This window comes from Bacteroides sp. OM08-11 (genome assembly GCF_003438665.1).
GTDB lineage: Bacteria > Bacteroidota > Bacteroidia > Bacteroidales > Bacteroidaceae > Bacteroides > Bacteroides cutis.
This window is the reverse complement of sequence record NZ_QSTJ01000005.1, coordinates 158,681-181,169: the sequence shown is the minus strand read 5'-3', so window position 1 is coordinate 181,169 and position 22,489 is coordinate 158,681. Positions and strand designations below refer to the sequence as shown.

Here is a 22,489-nt window from a genome sequence, read left to right as displayed (position 1 = left end):
ACACTTTATAGGTCTGCCAATATGACATAAACTAAAAAGGAAAGAAATGAAGAAAAGAAATTACTTTAGTGATATCGAAGATAGGAGAGAAAATGCATTTTCTGTGATTGCTGATTTTGAGGGAAGTGAAGAACAATTGATGGATATAGAGGTTGATGAAATCCTACCGGTATTACCTCTTCGGAATATGGTCTTATTTCCGGGTGTGTTTATGCCTGTATCTGTAGGAAGAAAGGCTTCTTTAAAATTAATACGCGAAGCGGAGAAGAAAAATCTCTATATAGCTGTAGTATGCCAGAAAATTGCAGAAACAGAATCTCCTCTGTTTGAAGATTTACATAGTGTAGGTACTATAGCCAAGATTGTTCGTGTACTGGAAATGCCAGATCAAACAACGACTGTTATTTTACAGGGTTCCAAACGTATGGAATTAAAGGATATTACAGATACTATACCTTATTTGAAGGGACATATAAGCACATTAAATGAAGAAATACCTGCAAAAGACGATAAAGAGTTCCAAGCTTTGGTAGAGGCTTGTAAAGACTTGTCTGTACGTTATATAAAATCGTCCGACATGTTTCCTCAGGACTCTTCGTTTGCAATCAAGAATATCACGAATCCAATGTTTCTGGTAGACTTTATCTGTACGAATTTACCTTTAAAAAAAGATGAAAAAATTGAATTGCTTCGTATTGATTCATTGCGTGCTCGTACTTACCGATTACTGGAAATTCTAAATCGCGAAGTACAGCTTGCCGAAATAAAAGAATCTATACAGATGCGTGCACGTGAGGATATCGACCAACAACAGCGCGAGTATTTCTTACAACAACAAATTAAAACCATTCAGGATGAATTGGGTGGTGGTGGTCAAGAGCAGGAAATCGAAGAAATGCGTAAAAAAGCTGAGACCATCAAGTGGAGTGAAGGAGTGAAAGCTCTTTTTCTGAAAGAAGTAGATAAATTGGAACGTACGCATCCGCAGTCGCCAGATTACAGTGTACAGTTAAATTATCTGCAAACCATGCTTAGCCTGCCTTGGGGTATATATACTATGGATAATCTGAACTTGGTAAATGCAGAAAAAACGTTAAACAAAGATCATTATGGTTTGGAGAAAGTTAAGGAGCGTATTCTAGAACATCTTGCTGTACTAAAGTTAAAAGGTGACATGAAATCACCCATTATCTGTTTGTATGGTCCGCCGGGAGTCGGAAAAACATCTTTAGGACGTTCTATTGCCGCGGCTCTGAAACGAAAATATATTCGTATGTCTTTGGGGGGGGTGCATGATGAAGCTGAAATTCGTGGACATCGTAAAACATATATCGGTGCTATGCCCGGACGGATTATCAAAAACCTAATTAAAGCAGGTTCTTCTAATCCTGTATTTATTTTAGATGAGATAGATAAAGTAAGTGCAGACCGTCAGGGTGATCCTTCCTCTGCCCTTTTGGAAGTACTCGACCCTGAACAGAATACGACTTTCCATGATAATTTTCTAGATGTGGACTATGACTTGTCAAAAGTCATGTTTATCGCTACTGCCAATAATCTGAATACTATCCCCGGGCCATTGCTCGATCGCATGGAGCTGATTGAGGTAAGTGGTTACATCACAGAAGAGAAAATAGAAATTGCTCGTCGTCACCTGGTTCCTAAAGAATTAGAAGCTAATGGTATGAAAAAGAATGATATTAAAATTCCAAAAAATACTTTGGAAGCAATTATAGAATCTTATACCCGTGAGAGTGGTGTACGCGAACTTGAAAAGAAAATTGGAAAAATATTGCGTAAATCCGCACGTCAATATGCTACAGACGGTTATTTTGTAAAAACAGAAATCAAACCAGGAGATTTGTACGATTTCCTCGGAGCTCCTGAATATACCCGTGACAAATATCAGGGAAATGAATACGCAGGTGTTGTGACCGGTTTAGCATGGACAGCTGTAGGCGGTGAAATTCTTTTTGTTGAAACCAGTTTGAGTCGTGGAAAAGGTGGTCGTCTGACATTAACCGGAAATTTGGGTGATGTAATGAAAGAATCAGCAATGCTGGCTTTGGAATATATCAAAGCACATGCATCATTGCTCTATTTGGATGAGAATATTTTTGATAATTGGAACATCCATGTTCATGTACCGGAAGGAGCAATTCCCAAAGATGGTCCTTCTGCGGGTATCACCATGGCTACATCATTGGCTTCTGCCCTCACTCAGCGTAAAGTGAAAGCAAATCTTGCCATGACAGGTGAAATAACACTCCGTGGAAAAGTACTTCCTGTGGGTGGAATTAAGGAGAAAATTTTGGCTGCCAAACGTGCTGGGATCAAAGAGATTATTTTGAGCGAAGAAAACCGTAAAAATATTGATGAAATTCAGGATATTTACCTGAAAGGACTAACTTTCCATTATGTGAAAGATGTGAAAGAAGTATTTGCCATTGCACTTACTAATGAAAAGGTAGTCGATGCAATTGATTTGTCCGTAAAAAAAGAAAAGACTGAAAAGAAAGAAGAATGACATTTGAGTTACAGTATACAGACAGCAAGACAAATGCACGTGCAGGATTGATTACTACCGATCACGGGCAGATTAAAACGCCTATCTTTATGCCGGTAGGTACGTTAGGAACTGTAAAAGGAGTACATTTGACAGAACTGAAAGAAGATATTGAGGCACAGATTATTCTAGGTAATACATACCACCTTTATCTTCGTCCGGGATTAGATGTTATTGAAAAAGCCGGTGGACTGCATAAGTTCAACGGCTTTGATCGTCCGATGCTGACTGACAGTGGTGGTTTTCAGGTCTTTTCTCTGGCAGGTATTCGTAAACTACGAGAAGAAGGTGCTGAATTTCGCTCTCATATTGATGGTAGTAAGCATATCTTTACACCGGAAAAAGTGATGGATATTGAACGTACTATCGGAGCAGATATTATGATGGCATTTGATGAATGTACTCCTGGAGATGCAGAATATGCATACGCAAAAAAATCAATGGAAATGACTCATCGCTGGCTAGACCGTTGTCTCAAACGTTTCAATGAAACTGAGCCTAAATATGGATATCACCAAGCTCTTTTTCCTATTGTCCAAGGATGCGTTTATCCTGATCTGCGGAAACGATCGGCAGAGTTCATTGCTTCTAAAGGAGCTGAAGGAAATGCTATCGGTGGATTGGCAGTAGGTGAACCTACAGAGAAGATGTATGAAATGATAGAACTGGTCAACGAAATCCTTCCGAAAGACAAACCACGATACCTGATGGGTGTAGGTACGCCAGTAAATATATTGGAAGGTATTGAACGTGGAGTGGATATGTTTGACTGCGTGATGCCTACCCGCAACGGACGTAACGGTATGCTGTTCACCAAAGATGGTATCATCAATATGCGTAACAAGAAATGGGAGACGGACTTTTCTCCCATCGAAACTGATGGTGCATCCTGCGTAGATACCTTATATAGTAAAGCATACTTGCGTCATTTGTTCCATGCACAAGAATTACTGGCAATGCAGATTGCTTCCATTCATAATTTGGCGTTTTATTTGTGGTTGGTGAGAGAAGCCCGTAAACACATCATTGACGGTGATTTCTCAACTTGGAAACCAATGATGATAAAACGTGTATCGACAAGATTATGAGAAAAATCGACTGGAAAATATTTAAGGATATAAAGATGCCTGTCGGAAGGGATAAGTTCCTAAAACGGTTGGATTGGTACATCATTAAGAAATTCTTGGGAACGTATGTGTTTGCCATCGCTCTGATTATTTCTATTGCAGTAGTATTCGATTTCAATGAGAAAATGGATCGTTTTATGTCGCATGAAGCGCCATGGAAAGCCATTGTCTTCGATTATTATATGAACTTCATCCCCTACTTCGCCAACCTTTTCAGTCCGTTGTTCGTATTTATTGCTGTAATCTTCTTTACATCTAAATTAGCGGAGAACTCTGAAATTATTGCGATGTTTTCCACAGGAATGAGTTTCAAACGTATGCTTCGACCTTACATGGTATCAGCTGCAATCATTGCCGTGGTTACTTTTTGCTTAGGTTCGTATGTTATTCCTAAAGGTAGTGTGACGCGTCTTAATTTTGAAGATAAATATTACAAACCTCGTAAAGAAACGACAGCACGAAATATTCAACTGGAAGTTGATTCCGGTGTAATAGCTTATATCGAACGGTTTGAAGATTACAGCAAAACAGGTTATCGCTTCTCATTAGATAAATTCAAGGATAAACAATTGGTATCTCATTTGACAGCGCGTAGTATCACGTATGATACGGCATGTGTACATAAATGGACGATTAAAGATTACATGATTCGCCAGATGGACGGCATGAAAGAGAGTATTATTAAAGGTGAACGAATTGATACTACCTTGTTTATGGAACCTGCTGATTTCCTGATAATGAAAAACCAACAAGAAATGTTGACTAGTCCTCAGCTAAGCGAATATATTGACAGACAACGTCAGCGTGGTTTTGCTAATACCAAGGAATTTGAGATAGAATATCACAAGCGTATCGCCATGTCATTTGCTTCATTCATTTTGACGTTAATAGGTGTGTCTCTTTCTTCAAAAAAGACCAAAGGAGGTATGGGATTGCATTTAGGTATAGGTTTGGGGTTAAGTTTCTCGTATATTCTATTTCAGACAATCGCATCCACTTTCGCCATAAACGGTAATGTTCCGCCATTTGTTGCTGTATGGATACCTAATATGCTATATGCATTCATTGCATTCTATCTATATAAGAAAGCACCGAAGTAAGGACAGTAGAATACCGGATAAAAAGAACATGTTCTGAAATAACAAGAAATAATTATAAAAAATAAGAGACCCTCCTACTCTTGTGTTTTTACAAGTGCGGGAGGGCTTTTTTGTTGTATTATTTCCTCTTTTGTTTTGTCCTTTCTTTCAACAAACAAGATAGTTATATCTGTCTATTTTCAGAAGAACCCTCACTTTCGTCTTACAGGTTCTTTAAGTGTTCATAGTTAACTTCATTGAAACTCTAATTCAAGTAAGATGAAAGTTCTGCAGCAGAGATGTTTTTGGCAATAATTACACCATTATCATCCAATAAATAGTTTGTAAATCCACGGCTCAAACGATATTTTTTAAATAAGCCGGAAGATTCGCCTTTAGTTTCCACGAAACAAGTGGGCGTAACTATTTGATCCTTACGAATGGTTTCCTTGAAGATGGATGGATATTCATCAAACGAAACAGAAACCATTTCCACATTATTATTAAAGGGATCGGAACGAAGCGCGTTACTAAAACTTGCGTTTTGCATCCGGGAATGCGCATCATAACTTGCCCAAAAACTAAGCAGTACATATTTACCTTTCATACCAGAAAGCTCGGCAGATGGCTGCTCAGCCGACATAGTTTCGATTTTAAAATCTGGGGCTATGTCACCCACATTCAAACCTCCTGTAGGTTTGTCTTTTTCTACGAAAGATGTTAAGGAACTTACTAGTAATACAACAAAAATCCATTTTACATATTTCATGTAACGCGGTTTTAGTTAATACTATCTGGGAGACTGTCCTCTATGACAGTGATTTCTTCCCAGAACATCGTCTTCTCTGGCTTTACAATGAGAGGAATTCATTGATAATCAAAGCCTTTAATTCTGAAATCGGGTGCAAAGGTAAGTAAATATTAAAGTAAGTTCCAAATAAACAAGTAATTTTCTCGTTATTTTAATATACATTTTTATGTTATTTAGCATAAATAGCAAGAATTTTCCTTACTTTTGTAACCTATATTATTCTTTTAAAGATAGCTTATGCAACTATTGAACACTGAATTAATTCTTATCCGGATTACGGGCGAAGACCGTCCGGGATTAACAGCCTCGGTTACTGAAATCCTTGCCAAATATGACGCGACTATTCTTGACATCGGTCAGGCAGACATTCATAATACTTTATCATTAGGCATTTTGTGCAAGACGGAAGAACAACATTCCGGATTCATCATGAAAGAACTACTTTTTAAAGCTTCTTCCCTGGGAGTCACCATCCGCTTCTATCCCATCACGGTAAAAGAATACGAGGATTGGGTAAACATGCAAGGTAAAAACCGATATATCCTTACCTTACTCGGACGTAAACTATCTGCCCGCCAAATCTCAGCCGTTACCCGTATCCTTGCAGAACAAGGCATGAATATTGATGCCATCAAGCGCCTGACAGGACGTATCCCGCTAGACGAATGTGAAGCAAGGACACGCGCTTGTATTGAGTTTTCAGTTCGTGGTACACCCAAAGACCGTATAGCTATGCAAGAACAACTTATGAAACTGGCAAGTGAACTAGAAATGGATTTCTCTTTCCAACTGGATAATATGTATCGTCGTATGCGCCGATTAATTTGTTTCGATATGGACTCTACTTTGATTGAAACAGAGGTAATCGATGAACTGGCAATGCGTGCCGGTGTAGGCGACCAAGTGAAAGCTATAACAGAACGTGCCATGCGCGGAGAAATTGATTTTACAGAAAGCTTCCGTGAACGTGTGGCGCTATTGAAAGGATTAGACGAGTCCGTGATGCAGGAAATTGCAGAAAACTTACCTATTACCGAAGGTGTTGACCGTTTGATGTATGTATTGAAAAAATATGGCTATAAAATAGCCATTCTCTCCGGTGGTTTCACTTATTTCGGACAATACCTGCAAAAGAAATACGGAATAGACTACGTTTATGCCAATGAATTGGAAATTGAAAATGGAAAATTGACTGGCCGTTATCTGGGCGATGTAGTAGACGGAAGACGGAAAGCTGAACTCCTACGCCTAATCGCTCAAGTAGAGAAAGTGGATATTGCCCAAACAATTGCTGTAGGTGACGGAGCAAACGACCTACCTATGTTGGGCATTGCCGGACTAGGAATTGCATTCCATGCCAAACCGAAAGTTGTAGCAAATGCCAAACAATCTATCAACACAATTGGATTAGACGGAGTTCTTTATTTCTTAGGGTTCAAAGATTCCTATATAGATATTCCCAATTAACTCTTTTTTTTCTATCTTTGTTGACAAATTAATAAAGAAACATGAAGTTTTCCGAACTACAACTAAATGATAAAGTGCTTGAAGCACTTGAAGCGATGCGTTTTGAGGAGTGCACTCCAATACAAGAAAAATCAATTCCCGTCATACTCGAAGGAAAAGACCTAATTGCCGTAGCACAAACTGGTACAGGAAAAACGGCAGCCTATCTGTTGCCTATATTAAACAGACTCTCAGAAGAAGGACATCCTGAAGATGCCATTAATTGCATCATTATGGCTCCCACCCGCGAGTTGGCGCAGCAAATAGACCAACAAATGGAAGGTTTTTCTTACTTTATGCCGATCAGTAGTGTAGCAGTGTATGGCGGTAACGACGGAATACTTTTTGAACAGCAAAAAAAAGGTCTGACTTTGGGAGCTGATGTGGTTATTGCTACTCCCGGCCGATTGATAGCTCATCTAAGTTTAGGATATGTAGATCTTTCGCGTGTATCTTATTTCATTTTAGATGAAGCGGATCGTATGTTGGATATGGGTTTTTATGATGACATTATGCAGATTGTCAAATTTCTACCGAAAGAACGACAGACGGTCATGTTCTCAGCAACAATGCCTGCCAAAATACAACAATTAGCCAACACCATCTTAAACAATCCCGTAGAAGTTAAATTAGCGGTATCCAAACCTGCTGAAAAAATCATTCAAGCTGCTTATATTTGTTATGAAAACCAGAAATTAGGTATTATCCGTAGTCTTTTTGCGGAGCAAGCACCGGAACGCGTTATTATATTTGCTTCTTCCAAACTGAAAGTAAAAGAAGTAACCAAAGCTTTAAAACAAATGCAGTTGAATGTTGGAGAAATGCACTCTGATTTAGAGCAAACGCAACGAGAAGAAGTAATGTATGAATTCAAAGCCGGAAGAATTAATATACTGGTAGCTACGGATATTGTGGCAAGAGGGATTGATATAGATGATATTCGGTTGGTTATCAACTATGATGTTCCGCATGACAGTGAAGACTATGTACACCGTATTGGTCGTACGGCACGTGCTAATAATGATGGCGTCGCTTTGACTTTTGTCTGTGAAAAAGAACAAACCTACTTTAAGAGTATAGAAACCTTCTTGGAAAAAGATATCTATAAAATTCCAGTACCGGAAGAACTTGGTGAAGCTCCAGAATTCAAACCACGTTCCAATGAAAGGTACAAGAAATATGGAAACAGTAACCATGGAAATGGAAAAGGTAATTTCCGAAACAAGAACAGAAAAGGAGGCAAGCGGTCACCTACTAAAAAACAAGAATAAAATGAAGCGGATTTATTCCGCTTTTTTTATTTTCAACTGTTTGTCAAAACCGATAGTTATATCTATTAAATTGTATACAGAACTTTCCGGAATACGAAGAGTCGCCTGATAATGATAACCTTTATTGTTTATTCCCAGAAAATTCATATCAGCGAGAATCATCTGGTTTAAAAGTTCCACGGAAAAGATATCAGAAAAATCCTTTTTGATAATATCCTTTCCATAAAGCATCTGTTTGCCTTTGTAAACACAGATATGTATTACATTGTCATAATAGACGTTATCAACGCCAATACCATTTTCCGAATAAGAAGTACAGATAACCTTCATTTGGGAAGGATTAATATAGACATATCCGCGATAACGTTTACCACCATACATCACTACACTATCTTTCTTTGTCACCTCTGTAGTACCCGGTATTACTTCCACTTCCTGTTTAATAAAAGATAACGTATCTTCCACATTCTCTGATTTATGCAATTTTACAATATCATCAGCTAAAGAATGAAACCAGAAATTATCCCCAGTCTGCCGGTCTATTTTGTAGGCTACAGTTTGATTACCATATATGTATATAGTATCATGGATTACTTTAAATGCCACAGGGATATTTTGTGGATTAGTATAATAAATCGTATCTCCCTCGATACGCAATAAAGGCATATCGGTTTCATCATCTATCCAAATACCCTGAAGCAGAGTTTTGGCAGTAAAATCTTCCTCCGCAGATTTTGTATCCTTACTGTTGCTACAAGCAAATAGCAGTATGATGGAACATACTGCTATGATAAACTTTTTCATTGTTGATTTCTTCTTTTATTTACCTATACAATGATAAGTAAATCCAAGTTCTTCTATTTCTTTTTTGTCGTAAATATTTCGGCCATCCAATATTACTGGGAGCTGCATCGTTTTCTTGATGACTGCCCAAGATGGCAAACGGAATTCCTTCCACTCGGTCACCAGCATCAAAGTATCTGCATCCCAAACAGCGTCATACATATCTTTAGCATAATAGATAACATCTCCTATTCTCCGACGACATTCTTGCATAGCAGCAGGGTCATAAGCACGTATCTTGCATCCCGCATTCAACAATTTATTTATCAAAACCAAAACCGGAGCCTCACGCATATCATCCGTTTCCGGTTTAAAGGCCAATCCCCATAAAGCTATTATCCTCCCCTGCAAATCACCATTGAAATATCTTTGCAACTTCTCGAACAAAATACTTTTTTGTCTTTCATTCACCTCTTCCACAGCACGAAGTACACGCATTTGATAACCATTTTGCTCAGCCGTCTTAATTAAAGCTTTTACATCCTTCGGAAAACATGAACCGCCATACCCGATACCCGGGTAGAGAAACTTACGACCTATCCGGGTATCCGAACCAATACCACTACGTACCATATTTACATCTGCCCCTACCAATTCACAAAGATTGGCTATGTCATTCATGAAACTGATACGGGTAGCCAACATAGAATTTGCCGCATATTTTGTCATTTCAGCCGAAGGAATATCCATAAAGATAACACGAAAATTATTCAGTAAGAACGGCTTATATAGTCTAGTCATTAGCTTCTTGGCACGTTCAGACTCCACCCCTACCACTACCCGGTCAGGGCTCATAAAATCATTAATGGCATTACCCTCTTTCAGAAACTCTGGATTAGAAGCCACATCAAACTCAATTTGTACATTCCGTTTATCTAATTCTTCCTGAATGGCAGCACGTATTTTCTTCGCGGTACCTACGGGAACTGTACTCTTGGTAACTACCAAAATGTACTTCCGCATGTTACGACCTATGGTACGTGCTACCTCAAGCACATAGCTCAGATCTGCACTACCATCTTCATCAGGTGGCGTACCTACGGCGCTGAACACAACGTCTACTTCATCCAAACAGTTTGCCAAAGAAGTGATAAACTTTAAACGCCCGGCTTTCATGTTCCTGTTTACCATTTCTTCCAATCCATTTTCATAGATAGGAATAATTCCTTTCTCCAGTGCTTCAATTTTTGCACAGTTTGTATCTATACAAACAACGTTGACACCAATTTCCGCAAAACAAGTACCAGTCACTAAACCGACATACCCTGTACCGACAATGGCTATTTTCATATCTTATTCGAAATAAACCGCATCTTTAAAAGACACGGCATGTCCGTCTTTTAAAGATAATAAAAGTTGTTCTTCTGTAACAGGCCAGTCTATACCTATCGTTTCATCATTGAAACGGATAGAAGCTTCAACCTGCGGAGCATACATATTATCTACTTTATATGTAAAAATCGCTTCATCACTCAACACCAGGAATCCATGGGCAAAACCACGGGGAATAAAAAACTGGCGTTTGTTTTCTTCGCTCAACTCTACACTGACATACCTACCGAATGTAGGAGATGACTTTCGCAAATCTACAGCAACATCCAAAACCTTACCTTTAATAACACGCACCAATTTAGCCTGACTATATTCACCTTTCTGATAATGGAGTCCACGCAACACGCCAAAAGAAGACTTCGACTCATTATCCTGTACAAAATGTACATCTCCTATATTAGCACGAAACTCTTCCTCCTTGAATGCCTCCATAAAGTAACCACGGTCATCGTTAAACACCTTGGGCTCAATGACCCAGACGCCATCAATCTCTGTTTGTATATAGTTCATTGTTTCAGAATGTTTTATGTACCTTCAGTTGAAATCCTAAATTATCACCATATATATCTCCCATGTCCAAGGCAAGAGATACATTAAAATCCCATCCTTTCCATTTTTTCGGAGAATAATAGAACGAAGCATACGCCGAAAAGTTCTCCAATATATCCAATGTCGGTCTACCCGGAGTTCCCCACGTCCTGTTATGACTCAGTTTTGCCACATAACGCCATTCAGAACTGATATCTCCGCTCCATCCTACGTGTACAGCTTTTACACGGTTATAAATAAAAGACAAGTTCCCGTCTTCATTATAAATAGGTGATGCAATCAATGGATTGGCTATCATCATCCCCCAATGTGACCAACCGGGATATAAACCATTATTATAATAATTGTCAGAACCTCCAGTCTTATGTACGGGACCTTCTGACGGTTCATGTAAACCATGCAACGGTCCGCTCATATTCGTCGTCTGCAAATACTCCAGTACAACCGCATTGATTGGGCGAAAATACCTGAAATTAAATTCAAGTCCCCATAAACCATCCCAACCGTTCTGTTTACCCATAGCAGAAAAGTCATCAAAATGATTATGCAGATAGGCACTAACCGAGAAGTCTTTACTCCGATAGGTCATTCTCAAATATTCGCTACCTAAGAAGTTTCCTTGATAAAACATATTGTCGTTGGCGGGCTTGTCTTCATCACCTGCCCCCGGAATGAACACTCTGAAATAATCTTTCAACTTGTTACCCAAATCCGTTTCAGTAGCTCCGATTACCTGATAACCACCAAACTGAGTATCCAGCGTCATTCCCAAATCGAATTGCCATTTGCCTTCAGGGATACCAACACGGATAAAACCTTCTTTATGATGATATTTGATACCTTTCGTATACCAATACCCCTCACCCACTTTCTTCTTCTGATAATTATCATCCGTAAACCAGCCGTATGATATTTCCCCTTTTATAGCCAATCGGGGAAGTATATAAAGATATTCGGGAATACCTACCATTATTTGAGGAATAGGGCGCGCATTTCCCGACCAAGTCATTCCACCGCTACTCAGTGTATTATTCAGCAAGTTTGCCCATCTTTCTTTACTTCCTGCAAACAAGCCGAGCCATTTGTAGCGTACATCCACATACGCCTGCTGAATATAAATATCCTTATCGCTTTTAAAGTTCATACCGACGGCTGTCACCATATCCAGTTTCTCTTCAAATTTCCACTTACCCAAGTTATGTTTATAATCCACGCCTCCCCGTATGTAGGTGTTATTATAAATAGAACCGAGTCCTTGCTGATTGCTAACTTGCCAAAGCGGGGTATTGTCTCCCGTATGTACGGTTGCTCCATATTCTACGAAAGAAGAAACTTGTGCTGTGGCAACACTGCCTCCGGCGAACATAAGAGCTAATAAACAAATTGAGATACGCATAATAATTGATAATGTGTAAAAACGATGCAAAATTAGGAAAAAAATCCAATATATCCGGTTTTGAAGCAAATGAGTTTCCAAATAGTATATGAGTTGATAAATTGTTAATAAGAAAAAGTACATGAAAGTGGCGTATTTCCGATTAATCCGCTACTTTTGTGACATGATTGAATTAGCACAACACATAGAAGTATTGTTATTGGAGAATGATTGTGTCATTGTTCCGGGTTTGGGTGGATTTGTCGCCCATTATACTCCGGCAGTGAGAGTGGTTGAAGAAAATATATTTCTGCCACCAACCCGTATCATTGGTTTTAATCCCCAACTGAAGATGAATGACGGATTGCTGGTGCAATCATATATGTCTGTTTATGGAACAAACTTCTCCGATGCCACTAAAATTGTAGATAAAACGGTAGAAGATTTGCTTGTTGTTCTCCATGATGATGGTAAAATTGATTTGCCTAATGTAGGTGAATTGCGTTATTCTATTTACGACACTTACGATTTTATTCCTTACGACAATAAAATAACTACTCCTTATTTATATGGCCTCGATAGCTTTGAAATACAAGAGCTGTCTGAATTGCAGAAACCTACCGGAAAAACAATTCCTTTCAATGTGCCAGCAGTAGCTGAAACGAAAAAGCGTAGATTTGAAATTGGAATTAAACGTTCTTATTTGGTAAATACTGTTGCCACGATTGCAATCATCGCATTATTTTTCTTTTTTTCCACTCCGGTAGAGAATACGGAAGTAATCGAAGCCAATTATGCGCAGCTTCTTCCCGACGAACTTTTCGAGAAAATAGAGAAACAATCATTGATTATTACTCCGATAGTGGTTCATCAACAGAATAAAAAAGCGACATCTTCTCAATCGAAGCTTTCTCAAACTCCAAGAAAAAAGGTGATTGTTCCGGTTGCCGTCAAAGAAGTTAAGATAAACCAACAACAATCTCCGACAGCTGCTCCTCAACTCAAGGAAACACAATCAACACAGCCCGTACAAGTTACCCAAAAGTATTATCATATCATTATTGCCAGCGTAGGTACCGAAAAAGATGCTGAAATGATGGCCAAAAGGCTGATTGAAAATGGTTTCTCTGGTGCAAAAGCCATCATTGGCGACGGCAAGATGCGTGTCAGCATTCAGTCTTGTGCCACACAGGAAGAAGCATACCGAGCTTTAAATAAAATTCGCCAGAATGCAGCTTACCAGAATGCCTGGGTATTGAAAAAATAACAGGAAGCGAATTATCAATTATCAACTTTCAATTAATCTGCCGCATGAAACGTATCCGTTGTCCCAAATGTGAGAATTATCTAACCTTCGATGAAACTAAATACAGCGAAGGGCAGTCATTGGTATTCGTCTGTGAACAATGTAAGAAACAATTCAGCATCCGTTTGGGAAAAACAAAGATGAAAGTTCCCCAAAAAGAAGAAAAACCGGATGAGACAGAATTTCGGGAAGCTTTTGGCAGCATTACCGTCATTGAAAATGTATTTGGTTTCAAGCAAATATTGCCTTTACAGGAGGGTGACAATGTGATTGGTCGCCGTTGTGTAGGAACCGTTATCAATGTACCGATAGAAACTTCGGACATGAGTATGGATCGCCGCCATTGCGTCATCAATGTAAAGCGTAATAAACAAGGAATACTGATTTACACACTACGTGATGCCCCTAGTCTGACAGGTACTTTCCTGAATAATGAGATTTTAAACGATAAAGACCGCATCCGCATTGAAGATGGTGCGATTGTCACTATCGGCGCCACCACTTTCATTCTGCGTGCGGCAGAGTAAGAGAACTTCCCTGACGATTTTTCCACCAATAGCGGATAAAAAGTACGCCGGTAAACATCAGTGCCAAAGACAATCCGGTGTAAAACACAGATATAAAAGCATCGGGAAATAAATGAAAAGAACGTATCATGATACCGAACGTTATCATAAAAGCCATAACGATCCATCCTTTTACATCAAAGAAAGAAAAAGGGCAATTCTTGTCTTTTTTCCGTTCAATCCGTCTAGTATGCTTGTAATAGAGCTTTTTAAATACAAATAAAAAGAACAGGAGGAACACAATCGTAGCCTCTCCTATCTTGAAAAGCCAGTATTCGGAATCGCTGAGCCATGTCACTATACCAATCCGCAGAATGTTGGCACCCGCTATAATCCATACGATACCGGCTGTAATAAGTAAAACTTTTCTATTGACTCCGTATTTCATGACTTTACTTTTAACTATATTATTAGCATAGGCAACAAAAGTATAAAAAATTTGTTCGCAAATTTGTCTTGAGCTATTTTTCTGTTCGTCAGACATATACATATACCTAAAAATGCCACGTCCTGGTACGTCTTGTACCAACGGTTGATACGTCTTATACCTTACTATGATACGGCACATCCCACACTAAGGTACAAGACATACCATAGCAAGGTATATTGAATACCAACCGAAGGTATATTGAATATCCTGCAAGGGTATCCTACTTATCCCGATAGACAAACGTCATTTCACCGAAAGAGTAATATTTTATCGGTGTCACCAATCATATTCTTCCGTATAGCGATCGAACTTCACCTCCCCTTTCCATCCATGCCTCCGGCATACTTGGCAGATGATTTCCTGTTGCTGCGGGGAGAGTCCCAACTGCTGATTTCGGTACCGATAATAGGGAGAATGCCTGAAAATACCCTCCAAGTTCGAATGAACGGCACGTGAAACACGGGCAGGCATATCGTCATATAAATGCTTAAAGCCCCATGCTACACGTATTTTCTTGTCGGTACGAAAAAATGGACACTCTTTCCCTTTTTCGGGATAGCAGAGAGGATTAACGACAGACACATGAGAGATCTGTTTCGTATTGTATTGCATCAGATTGTGACGCAGGCAATTTTCCGCCTGTGTGCATTGGTTATTGAGACACAAAATGTATCGGGCTAATTTTTCGTTAAAGCCAGAATTGTTTTCCATCATTTACTTGGATTTTGATAAATATCGTTTTATCCGGTAAAGTTAGATGAAATAATCTTAAATCTACAATGTCTTATTACAAAAATAGGGCAAGACTTTCACCTTACCCTATTATCCTACTCATTTATGTTCGGTTTACAAAATACTTTTCACCGTCTCCAACATACCTTTCTCCTGAATGGAGTTCAGGAAACCGGCAACCAGTTCCGTCAATCCCGGAATCGCGTTCAAGTCACCATGTTCGCCCCAGATAAGGTCTTTGGCAGCCAACACGCCTTCAGCTACCTTGCGGGTATCTCCGGTTGCCCACAAATCTTTCAGCAACTGCATGATTTCGGGTGCATCGTTCGGAACGATTTCGGCACCATCGGCACGGACACCACCCTTATAATAGGTGATGATAGCTGCAAGACCGAGTACCAGACCTTTCGGCAGTTCGCCTTTGCGTTCCAGATAAGTCTTCAATCCCGGCAGATCGCGAGTCTGGAATTTCGGGAAGGAGTTCAGCATGATGCTGGTTACCTGATGTTCAACGTACGGATTGTTGAAACGCTCCAATACGTCACCGGCAAACTTCTTCAGTTCATCCATCGGCAAGTTCAGTGTCTGCATCAGCTCATCGAACTGCACCTTATGGATATATTTACCGATTACCGGGTGATTGCAAGCGTCACGCACAATGTTTACGCCACTGAGGTATGCCACCGGAGAGAGTACCGTATGCGGGCCGTTCAGCAATGTAACCTTTCTTTCGTGGTAAGGAGCTTCAGACTTCACGAAAAGCACATTCAGTCCGGCTTTGTTTGCAGGAAACTCTTCCGCCAGTTGGCGCAAAGAGAGGTTTTCAGCAGCTTCGATAACCCACAAATGGAAGATTTCGGCCTGTACAACGAGGTTGTCCGCATAACAGATTTTCTTCTGGATTTGCGCAATCTCTTTACGTGGGAAACCCGGAACGATACGGTCTACCAACGTAGCGCATACATAGCAATACTTCGTAAACCAAGTCTTGAATTTTTCATAATCTGCACCGAAGTCTTCTTTCCACAATTCGATGTACTGGTAGATACATTCTTTCAGATGATGTCCGTTCAGGAAAATCAGCTCACAAGGCATGATGATAAGTCCTTTGGTCTTGTCACCCTTGAAGGTTTTGAAACGGCGATACAGCAATTGGGTCAGTTTGCCCGGATAAGAAGATGCGGGGGCATCGGTAAACTTACAGCTTGCATCAAAAGCAATACCCGCCTCCGTAGTGTTGGAGATGACAAAACGAATTTCCGGTTGGTCGGCAAGCGCCATGAATGCGGAGTTTTGTGAGTAGGGATTCAATGCACGGCTGATGCAATCAATACGTGTCAGGCTGTTCACGGCTTCGCCGTTCAACCGGCCTTGCAAGTTGACGTGGTAAAGGCAATCCTGACCGTTCAACCATTCAGCCATACCTCTTTCGATAGGTTGAACCACTACAACACTACTATTGAAATCGGTCTTCTGATTCATATTGTACACAATCCAGTCTACAAACGCGCGAAGGAAGTTACCCTCGCCAAACTGAATAATTCTCTCGGGAGATACAGACTTAGGTGCCGTCTGCTTGTTTAATGCTTTCATCTTAAAAAATGATTTAAATGATTGATATGATTATTTTTATTCAAATTCAAAGTAGAAATCGATGTTCTCTTTCATCAGGATGTCAATGGGCATATACTTCGCAACCGCCACCTCCTGTTTGAAAACGATATGATTGCACAAAGCTTTCACTCCGCAGTAACCCTGCAATCCAGGACGTTGACCGATAAGATAGTTCACTTCACCGGACTTCAGGTAATCCACATTCTTCTGCAAAAGGTCGTAGCCTACAAAACCATTCAGTTTCAGTCCTCTCTCATGCAGATAGTCTGCCACATGATAGATGCGGGAGTTGAATACCGCCCCCAACACAGCTTGCGGATGCCCGGCAAAAAAGCAATCCAATAACCGCTTGTTAATGGAAGCGTCTTCTTTATGCAGCACAACATCATGTACCGTCAGATGCTTGTAGTCTTCAGCAAGATATTGCATGAAACCTTCCATGCGGCGTTGCATCTGTATTTCTGCGGGACTGTTCCTCCGGTTATGCAGGAAAAGTACAAGTTCTTGCCCTTCCTCGTAATGGCGCATCAGGATTTTGGCGGCGATATACCCGCTCCTCCGGGAATCTTGTCCGATGTAGCAGAGCGCATGCGTCTGTTCTATATTGAAATCGATAAATGCGTAAGGTATCCCCTCTTGTTCTAGACGGGCAGTCAGTCTCAGCGTCTCTTCCCTGAAATTAGGAGCAATCAGGACGGCGTCCGCTTTCAATTGTTCTAACCCGGAACACGCTTCTTCGTAAGAAATCCGGTCGGCATGGTTGTAGTACAAATAATCTACCCCTACATTGAACGGTTGCAACTCTTGTGCCGCCCGATTAATTCCACACGAAACCGCATGCCAGTAATCATTCTCTATATAATAAGGTATAATGCAAACAATGTGATAGCGTTTCTTGGCAGCCAGCCCGATGGCAAACATATTGGGGCGATAGTCTATCTCATCAAGGACTTTCTTCACTTTTTCACGACTCGCAGGAGAAACGTCTCCCCGGTTATGGAGTACACGGTCTACCGTTCCGGCAGATACACCTGCCATACGGGCAATGTCTTTGATGGTATAATTCTTGCTTTCCATATCGCTGCCCTTTCAGGGTGATTAAGGTTCGATGTTTTAAAACTTAAATATTATAAATATTTGCCGCAAAGATACGAATTATTTTGTTTCTCCAAGTAAAATTTCTACTTTTGTGTTCGATAACGGTTAATAAAAGCAAAAACCAATATCATGCCTATTAGCTTTACAATCAATACTATATAGGTACTATAAACGGAAAGTAATTTTTTTAGATACTTAAAACACAAGAAGATGAAAAACTTTATGGACGAAAACTTCCTGTTGCAAACAGAAACTGCTCAGAAGTTGTACCACGAACATGCGGCTAAAATGCCGATTATCGACTATCACTGCCACTTAATTCCTCAAATGGTAGCAGATGATTATCAATTCAAGTCATTAACTGAAATCTGGTTGGGAGGCGACCATTACAAGTGGCGTGCCATGCGTACCAATGGTGTGGACGAACGTTACTGCACCGGAAAAGACACGACAGACTGGGAGAAATTCGAGAAATGGGCAGAGACTGTTCCTTATACTTTCCGTAACCCGTTGTATCACTGGACTCATCTGGAACTGAAAACGGCTTTCGGTATTGATAAGATATTAAACCCGAAGACTGCCCGTGAAATCTACGATGAATGTAATGAAAAGCTAAAACAACCTGAATATTCTGCCCGTGGCATGATGCGCCGTTATCATGTAGAGGCAGTATGTACTACCGACGACCCTATTGATTCTTTGGAATACCACATCAAGACACGTGAAAGCGGTTTTGAAATCAAGATGCTGCCTACATGGCGTCCCGACAAAGCAATGGCGGTAGAAGTTCCTGCCGATTTCCGCGCATACGTAGAAAAGCTATCTGAGGTAAGCGGGGTATCGATCTCCGGTTTCGACGATATGGTTGCTGCGCTGCGTAAACGCCACGATTTTTTTGCAGAACAGGGTTGTAAGTTATCCGACCACGGTATCGAAGAATTCTATGCGGAAGACTACACCGATGCTGAAATCAAGGCTATCTTTAATAAGGTATATGGCGGTACGGCATTGAGTAAAGAAGAAATCTTGAAGTTCAAGTCTGCCATGTTGGTTGTCTTTGGCGAAATGGATTGGGAAAAAGGATGGACACAGCAGTTCCACTACGGAGCTATCCGCAACAACAACAGCAAGATGTTCAAGTTACTCGGCCCTGATACGGGTTTTGACTCAATCGGTGAATTTACAACGGCAAAGGCAATGTCCAAATTCCTCGATCGCCTGAACTCAGCGGGTAAACTGACGAAGACAATTCTTTATAACCTGAATCCGTGCGCAAATGAGGTAATCGCTACGATGCTGGGTAATTTCCAGGATGGTACTATTGCAGGAAAGATACAGTTCGGTTCAGGCTGGTGGTTCCTTGACCAGAAAGACGGTATGGAAAAGCAGATGAATGCACTTTCCGTTCTGGGTCTACTGAGCCGCTTTGTAGGTATGCTGACCGATTCCCGTTCCTTCCTCTCCTATCCGCGTCATGAATATTTCCGCCGCACCTTGTGTAACCTTGTAGGCCGTGATGTGGAAAATGGTGAAATTCCTGCATCGGAAATGGAACGTGTCAATCAGATGATTGAAGATATCAGCTATAACAATGCCAAGAAATTCTTCCAGTTCTAAGACAGAGCAAAACAATATTTCTTTTTAGTTAAACATAGAAAGGAGTGTTGTCGGGCAAACAAGTCCCCGACACACTCCTTTTGCTATTCCGGTGAATGTTACAGGAAGTCCGATACTTCCCTGATACTTTCCAGACGGATATAATTGGGATGCTGTACTTCTCCTTCATGGTGCTCGTATTGCCAAGTTACATCATGGGATACATGGGCCGCATATCCGCCCAGTTCCAATACAGGAAGGATATCCGACTTAACTGAATTTCCAATCATCAGAAACTCTTGCGGCCGACAGTTTATATGAGCAAGTAATTTTCTATAATCTTCTTCCCTTTTGTCACTCATAATTTCAATGTGACAGAAATACTGCTTTAACCCGGAGTTCGTTATTTTTCGTTTCTGATCGAATAAATCCCCCTTTGTTGCCAATACCAGCCGGTACTTTCCCTGAAGTTCCGACAACACTTCTTGCACACCCTCCAACAAAGCTACGGGTTTTCCCAAAAGTTCCTGCCCCAGCCGGATAACCTCATCCACACAATGGACGTCGGCATTTCCCTCCGTCACCCGGCACATCGTTTCAATCATACTGAGCATCATGCTTTTCAACCCGTATCCATACATGTGCAGGTTTTTCATTTCAGTCCTGAACAACTCCTGTGAAGCGGAATCGGCAGACAGGTACGGACTCAGCAGGTTACAGAACTTCTGCTCAAATTCCTGAAAATAAAGTTCGTTTTCCCAAAGTGTGTCATCGGCATCAAAGGCTATAAACTTGATTTTATCTTTCATACATCCTTTATTTTAGGGTTATTGTTTATCTTTGCGTGCAAAGTTACGTCAGTATCCAATTATAAAAAAGGACAAATGTCCTGAAACCGCCAAATGTTACGAACCAATATTCAGTTTTTGTCATTTATCGAAGAGCTCTATAACGAACCGGAGCAGAAGAACATCGTTCTGAGAACTTATCCCAAAGAGACTCTTTTGTACAAACAGGACGAGATGCCCCATAGGGTTTCAATTCTTAAGGAAGGATTTGTGAAATGTTTCAACAGCAAAGAAAACGGTAAGGATTATATCTTTGAATTCTTGGGAAAAGGAGAAATTATTGGAGAAATTGAAGCGTTGCGCAACATAAAATGCCTGTGCAGCGTAGAAGCAGTATCTGATACCCAGGCTTATACATTTGCCACTTCCTACTTTAAGTCCTTATTGGAGAAGGAACATTCATTCAGTAATCTGCTTCTCGATGAACTGGCGGAACGTATTTACAATACCAGCAGCAGAGCCGCCTACCAGCAATTATATACCATAAAATACGCAGTCTCAAAGCTGATTGAATTACAAGCCAAGCAAAATCTCCAATTATCAAAATCAGATATGGCTTCTTATCTGGGAGTGGATATCCGAAGCCTAAACAGAGCCTTGAAGGAATTAAAAGATTGACTATCCCCTTTTCCCCATACCTTAAAAACTTTTCAGGAAATGGCTTTATCTCCTCATAATATGAGAAAAGATAAGGTCGTTGTTGGCTTTTATAAATTATTCATTAACTTTGCAACGTCTTTAGGAATGTTCTAATATATTTCTAAGGATTTATAACATAAATAGTTAGAAGCGTTTACCATATTATTCTCGTCAAAGGAAATCGCCAATTTCAAAAATGATGTGAGAGTAATAGGCAACAAAACGCTCATGCTCGTTGTATATATCCACATATATACTTGGGCGTGGGCTGTTGTCTTTATTATCTACATCTGGGTGTTTGGCGATACCTCTTTGACAGATAGTGGCAACAGTTCCCACGCTTTTATTGTAATATAGATGTTGCATCCGGGAACTGTGACATCGGGATATAAACAGAGATGAGAATCATTACATCAGTTGTCTGTACAGTGTTGCTTGTGTGCACGTTTTGTTCCTCCTGTTCGTCGAGCAGGCAGGTTTCGTATTTACAAAAGTTGGGAGAAGAATTGCACGATACCCTCCAGACTTACGATGCGCGCATCAAGCCTAAAGACTTACTAACCGTCTCTGTCAGTTGTTCCGACCCGGAAGCCGCCCTTCCCTTCAATTTGATAATACCTGTATCTCAGGTAGATATCAATCCCACAAACCTTGTTTCACAACCCACTTTACAAAATTATCTGGTGAATAATCAGGGGGAAATAACCTTCCCCGTATTAGGAACCTTAAAGGTGGGCGGAATGACCACACAAGAAACCTCGGAAATGATTATCGGCAAGTTGGAACGTTACTTGAAGGAAAAGCCTATCGTCACAGTGCGTCTGGTTAACTATAAAGTCTCCGTTATTGGTGAAGTAAGCCGTCCGGGAGTATACACAGTGAATAACGAACAGATAAATATCTTTGAAGCCGTAGCCATGGCAGGTGACCTGACCATCTATGGGAAACGGGATAACGTACGTATCATCCGTAATGAAGGCGGACGGCAAAAGCTCATCACCCTAAATCTGAATGACGAGAACATTATCTATTCCCCCGATTTTTATTTACGGCAGAATGACATCCTCTATGTGGAACCCAACCAGGCAAAAAAGCAAAGCGCCAATATCGGTTCATCGACCAATCTGTTGGTTTCAATCACATCCATCCTGATATCACTGGCAGGATTGATGGTTAATATTTTAAGATAGCATACCCATTA

Annotated in this window: 20 protein-coding genes; 10 read left to right on the top strand and 10 right to left on the bottom strand. The window is 40.4% G+C overall.

Annotation, left to right across the window (positions count from 1 at the left end; all coding sequences use genetic code 11):
* Window positions 1-46: 46 nt before the first annotated feature.
* Genes lon through DXC10_RS10890 form a run of 3 tightly spaced genes read left to right on the top strand, consistent with a single transcriptional unit; the run spans window position 47 to window position 4,793 of the window.
* Window positions 47-2,527, top strand: coding sequence for an endopeptidase La (lon, locus tag DXC10_RS10900; RefSeq protein WP_117737873.1), 2,481 nt, complete (start codon window positions 47-49; stop codon window positions 2,525-2,527).
* On the top strand, window positions 2,524-3,654 hold the full coding sequence (gene tgt / locus DXC10_RS10895; RefSeq protein WP_101542837.1) for a tRNA guanosine(34) transglycosylase Tgt: 1,131 nt from the start codon (window positions 2,524-2,526) through the stop codon (window positions 3,652-3,654). Before lon ends, tgt begins: the two co-directional genes overlap by 4 nt.
* Complete coding sequence (locus tag DXC10_RS10890) at window positions 3,651-4,793, top strand: LptF/LptG family permease (protein WP_101542994.1); 1,143 nt, start codon at window positions 3,651-3,653, stop codon at window positions 4,791-4,793. Before tgt ends, DXC10_RS10890 begins: the two co-directional genes overlap by 4 nt.
* A 244-nt stretch (window positions 4,794-5,037) precedes the next feature.
* On the opposite strand, the gene DXC10_RS10885 is transcribed toward DXC10_RS10890, so the two are convergent.
* On the bottom strand, window positions 5,038-5,541 hold the full coding sequence (locus DXC10_RS10885; RefSeq protein WP_101542838.1) for a thioredoxin-like domain-containing protein: 504 nt from the start codon (window positions 5,539-5,541) through the stop codon (window positions 5,038-5,040).
* Window positions 5,542-5,820: 279 nt separating this feature from the next.
* Between DXC10_RS10885 and serB the strand changes: the two genes are divergently transcribed.
* Together serB and DXC10_RS10870 are read left to right on the top strand one after the other, a co-directional pair.
* Window positions 5,821-7,050 carry a phosphoserine phosphatase SerB gene (gene serB / locus DXC10_RS10875; protein ID WP_101542839.1) on the top strand — a complete coding sequence of 410 codons (1,230 nt, stop codon included), beginning with the start codon at window positions 5,821-5,823 and terminating at the stop codon, window positions 7,048-7,050.
* A 41-nt stretch (window positions 7,051-7,091) separates the two neighbouring features.
* Window positions 7,092-8,360: a DEAD/DEAH box helicase gene (locus DXC10_RS10870; protein ID WP_101542840.1), complete on the top strand. Its 1,269-nt coding sequence runs from the start codon at window positions 7,092-7,094 to the stop codon at window positions 8,358-8,360.
* A gap of 12 nt (window positions 8,361-8,372) precedes the next feature.
* Here the strand turns inward: DXC10_RS10870 and DXC10_RS10865 are convergent, their stop codons facing one another.
* Genes DXC10_RS10865 through DXC10_RS10850 form a run of 4 tightly spaced genes read right to left on the bottom strand, consistent with a single transcriptional unit; the run spans window position 8,373 to window position 12,480 of the window.
* A complete protein-coding gene (locus DXC10_RS10865; RefSeq protein WP_101542841.1) occupies window positions 8,373-9,164 on the bottom strand; it encodes a DUF4738 domain-containing protein in 792 nt (263 codons plus the stop codon).
* A gap of 15 nt (window positions 9,165-9,179) precedes the next feature.
* A complete protein-coding gene (locus DXC10_RS10860; RefSeq protein WP_101542842.1) occupies window positions 9,180-10,493 on the bottom strand; it encodes a UDP-glucose/GDP-mannose dehydrogenase family protein in 1,314 nt (437 codons plus the stop codon).
* Window positions 10,494-10,496: 3 nt separating this feature from the next.
* On the bottom strand, window positions 10,497-11,045 hold the full coding sequence (gene rfbC, locus DXC10_RS10855) for a dTDP-4-dehydrorhamnose 3,5-epimerase (protein WP_101542843.1): 549 nt from the start codon (window positions 11,043-11,045) through the stop codon (window positions 10,497-10,499).
* 4 nt (window positions 11,046-11,049) lie between these two features.
* Window positions 11,050-12,480 carry a capsule assembly Wzi family protein gene (locus DXC10_RS10850; protein ID WP_101542844.1) on the bottom strand — a complete coding sequence of 477 codons (1,431 nt, stop codon included), beginning with the start codon at window positions 12,478-12,480 and terminating at the stop codon, window positions 11,050-11,052.
* A 163-nt stretch (window positions 12,481-12,643) separates the two neighbouring features.
* Between DXC10_RS10850 and DXC10_RS10845 the strand changes: the two genes are divergently transcribed.
* A complete protein-coding gene (locus DXC10_RS10845; RefSeq protein ID WP_101542845.1) occupies window positions 12,644-13,726 on the top strand; it encodes an SPOR domain-containing protein in 1,083 nt (360 codons plus the stop codon).
* 44 nt (window positions 13,727-13,770) lie between these two features.
* The gene (locus DXC10_RS10840; protein ID WP_101542846.1) at window positions 13,771-14,292 is read left to right on the top strand and encodes an FHA domain-containing protein; all 522 of its coding nucleotides are present in this window, start codon (window positions 13,771-13,773) and stop codon (window positions 14,290-14,292) included.
* On the opposite strand, the gene DXC10_RS10835 is transcribed toward DXC10_RS10840, so the two are convergent.
* From DXC10_RS10835 to DXC10_RS10820, 4 genes are all read right to left on the bottom strand, one after another.
* Window positions 14,270-14,719 (bottom strand): hypothetical protein, encoded by a 450-nt coding sequence (locus tag DXC10_RS10835; RefSeq protein ID WP_101542995.1) that lies wholly within the window; start codon window positions 14,717-14,719, stop codon window positions 14,270-14,272. The genes DXC10_RS10840 and DXC10_RS10835 overlap by 23 nt on opposite strands.
* 318 nt (window positions 14,720-15,037) lie before the next feature.
* The gene (locus DXC10_RS10830) at window positions 15,038-15,475 is read right to left on the bottom strand and encodes a DUF6078 family protein (protein WP_233519919.1); all 438 of its coding nucleotides are present in this window, start codon (window positions 15,473-15,475) and stop codon (window positions 15,038-15,040) included.
* Between the two features lie 132 nt (window positions 15,476-15,607).
* Window positions 15,608-17,086, bottom strand: coding sequence for a tagaturonate reductase (locus DXC10_RS10825; protein WP_101542847.1), 1,479 nt, complete (start codon window positions 17,084-17,086; stop codon window positions 15,608-15,610).
* Window positions 17,087-17,122: 36 nt separating this feature from the next.
* A complete protein-coding gene (locus DXC10_RS10820; protein ID WP_101542848.1) occupies window positions 17,123-18,184 on the bottom strand; it encodes a substrate-binding domain-containing protein in 1,062 nt (353 codons plus the stop codon).
* Window positions 18,185-18,415: 231 nt separating this feature from the next.
* Between DXC10_RS10820 and uxaC the strand changes: the two genes are divergently transcribed.
* Window positions 18,416-19,822: a glucuronate isomerase gene (uxaC, locus tag DXC10_RS10815; RefSeq protein WP_101542849.1), complete on the top strand. Its 1,407-nt coding sequence runs from the start codon at window positions 18,416-18,418 to the stop codon at window positions 19,820-19,822.
* A 98-nt stretch (window positions 19,823-19,920) separates the two neighbouring features.
* Here uxaC and DXC10_RS10810 read toward each other — a convergent pair whose 3' ends face one another.
* A complete protein-coding gene (locus DXC10_RS10810; RefSeq protein ID WP_117737872.1) occupies window positions 19,921-20,610 on the bottom strand; it encodes an HAD family hydrolase in 690 nt (229 codons plus the stop codon).
* A gap of 93 nt (window positions 20,611-20,703) precedes the next feature.
* Between DXC10_RS10810 and DXC10_RS10805 the strand changes: the two genes are divergently transcribed.
* Together DXC10_RS10805 and DXC10_RS10800 are read left to right on the top strand one after the other, a co-directional pair.
* Window positions 20,704-21,267: a Crp/Fnr family transcriptional regulator gene (locus DXC10_RS10805; protein WP_117737871.1), complete on the top strand. Its 564-nt coding sequence runs from the start codon at window positions 20,704-20,706 to the stop codon at window positions 21,265-21,267.
* Between the two features lie 419 nt (window positions 21,268-21,686).
* Complete coding sequence (locus DXC10_RS10800; RefSeq protein WP_117737870.1) at window positions 21,687-22,478, top strand: polysaccharide biosynthesis/export family protein; 792 nt, start codon at window positions 21,687-21,689, stop codon at window positions 22,476-22,478.
* Window positions 22,479-22,489: the final 11 nt, after the last annotated feature.

Excerpts from the sequence above, each read along its gene's own strand:
- DXC10_RS10835 (WP_101542995.1), bottom strand. The coding sequence starts at position 14,719 with ATGAAATACGGAGTCAATAGAAAAGTTTTACTTATTACAGCCGGTATC.
- DXC10_RS10890 (WP_101542994.1), top strand. The coding sequence starts at position 3,651 with ATGAGAAAAATCGACTGGAAAATATTTAAGGATATAAAGATGCCTGTC.
- DXC10_RS10810 (WP_117737872.1), bottom strand. The coding sequence starts at position 20,610 with ATGAAAGATAAAATCAAGTTTATAGCCTTTGATGCCGATGACACACTT.
- DXC10_RS10850 (WP_101542844.1), bottom strand. The coding sequence starts at position 12,480 with ATGCGTATCTCAATTTGTTTATTAGCTCTTATGTTCGCCGGAGGCAGT.
- DXC10_RS10800 (WP_117737870.1), top strand. The coding sequence starts at position 21,687 with ATGAGAATCATTACATCAGTTGTCTGTACAGTGTTGCTTGTGTGCACG.
- DXC10_RS10865 (WP_101542841.1), bottom strand. The coding sequence starts at position 9,164 with ATGAAAAAGTTTATCATAGCAGTATGTTCCATCATACTGCTATTTGCT.
- DXC10_RS10885 (WP_101542838.1), bottom strand. The coding sequence starts at position 5,541 with ATGAAATATGTAAAATGGATTTTTGTTGTATTACTAGTAAGTTCCTTA.
- lon (WP_117737873.1), top strand. The coding sequence starts at position 47 with ATGAAGAAAAGAAATTACTTTAGTGATATCGAAGATAGGAGAGAAAAT.
- DXC10_RS10870 (WP_101542840.1), top strand. The coding sequence starts at position 7,092 with ATGAAGTTTTCCGAACTACAACTAAATGATAAAGTGCTTGAAGCACTT.
- serB (WP_101542839.1), top strand. The coding sequence starts at position 5,821 with ATGCAACTATTGAACACTGAATTAATTCTTATCCGGATTACGGGCGAA.
- tgt (WP_101542837.1), top strand. The coding sequence starts at position 2,524 with ATGACATTTGAGTTACAGTATACAGACAGCAAGACAAATGCACGTGCA.
- DXC10_RS10830 (WP_233519919.1), bottom strand. The coding sequence starts at position 15,475 with ATGATGGAAAACAATTCTGGCTTTAACGAAAAATTAGCCCGATACATT.
- DXC10_RS10805 (WP_117737871.1), top strand. The coding sequence starts at position 20,704 with ATGTTACGAACCAATATTCAGTTTTTGTCATTTATCGAAGAGCTCTAT.
- DXC10_RS10860 (WP_101542842.1), bottom strand. The coding sequence starts at position 10,493 with ATGAAAATAGCCATTGTCGGTACAGGGTATGTCGGTTTAGTGACTGGT.
- DXC10_RS10820 (WP_101542848.1), bottom strand. The coding sequence starts at position 18,184 with ATGGAAAGCAAGAATTATACCATCAAAGACATTGCCCGTATGGCAGGT.
- rfbC (WP_101542843.1), bottom strand. The coding sequence starts at position 11,045 with ATGAACTATATACAAACAGAGATTGATGGCGTCTGGGTCATTGAGCCC.
- DXC10_RS10840 (WP_101542846.1), top strand. The coding sequence starts at position 13,771 with ATGAAACGTATCCGTTGTCCCAAATGTGAGAATTATCTAACCTTCGAT.
- uxaC (WP_101542849.1), top strand. The coding sequence starts at position 18,416 with ATGAAAAACTTTATGGACGAAAACTTCCTGTTGCAAACAGAAACTGCT.
- DXC10_RS10825 (WP_101542847.1), bottom strand. The coding sequence starts at position 17,086 with ATGAAAGCATTAAACAAGCAGACGGCACCTAAGTCTGTATCTCCCGAG.
- DXC10_RS10845 (WP_101542845.1), top strand. The coding sequence starts at position 12,644 with ATGATTGAATTAGCACAACACATAGAAGTATTGTTATTGGAGAATGAT.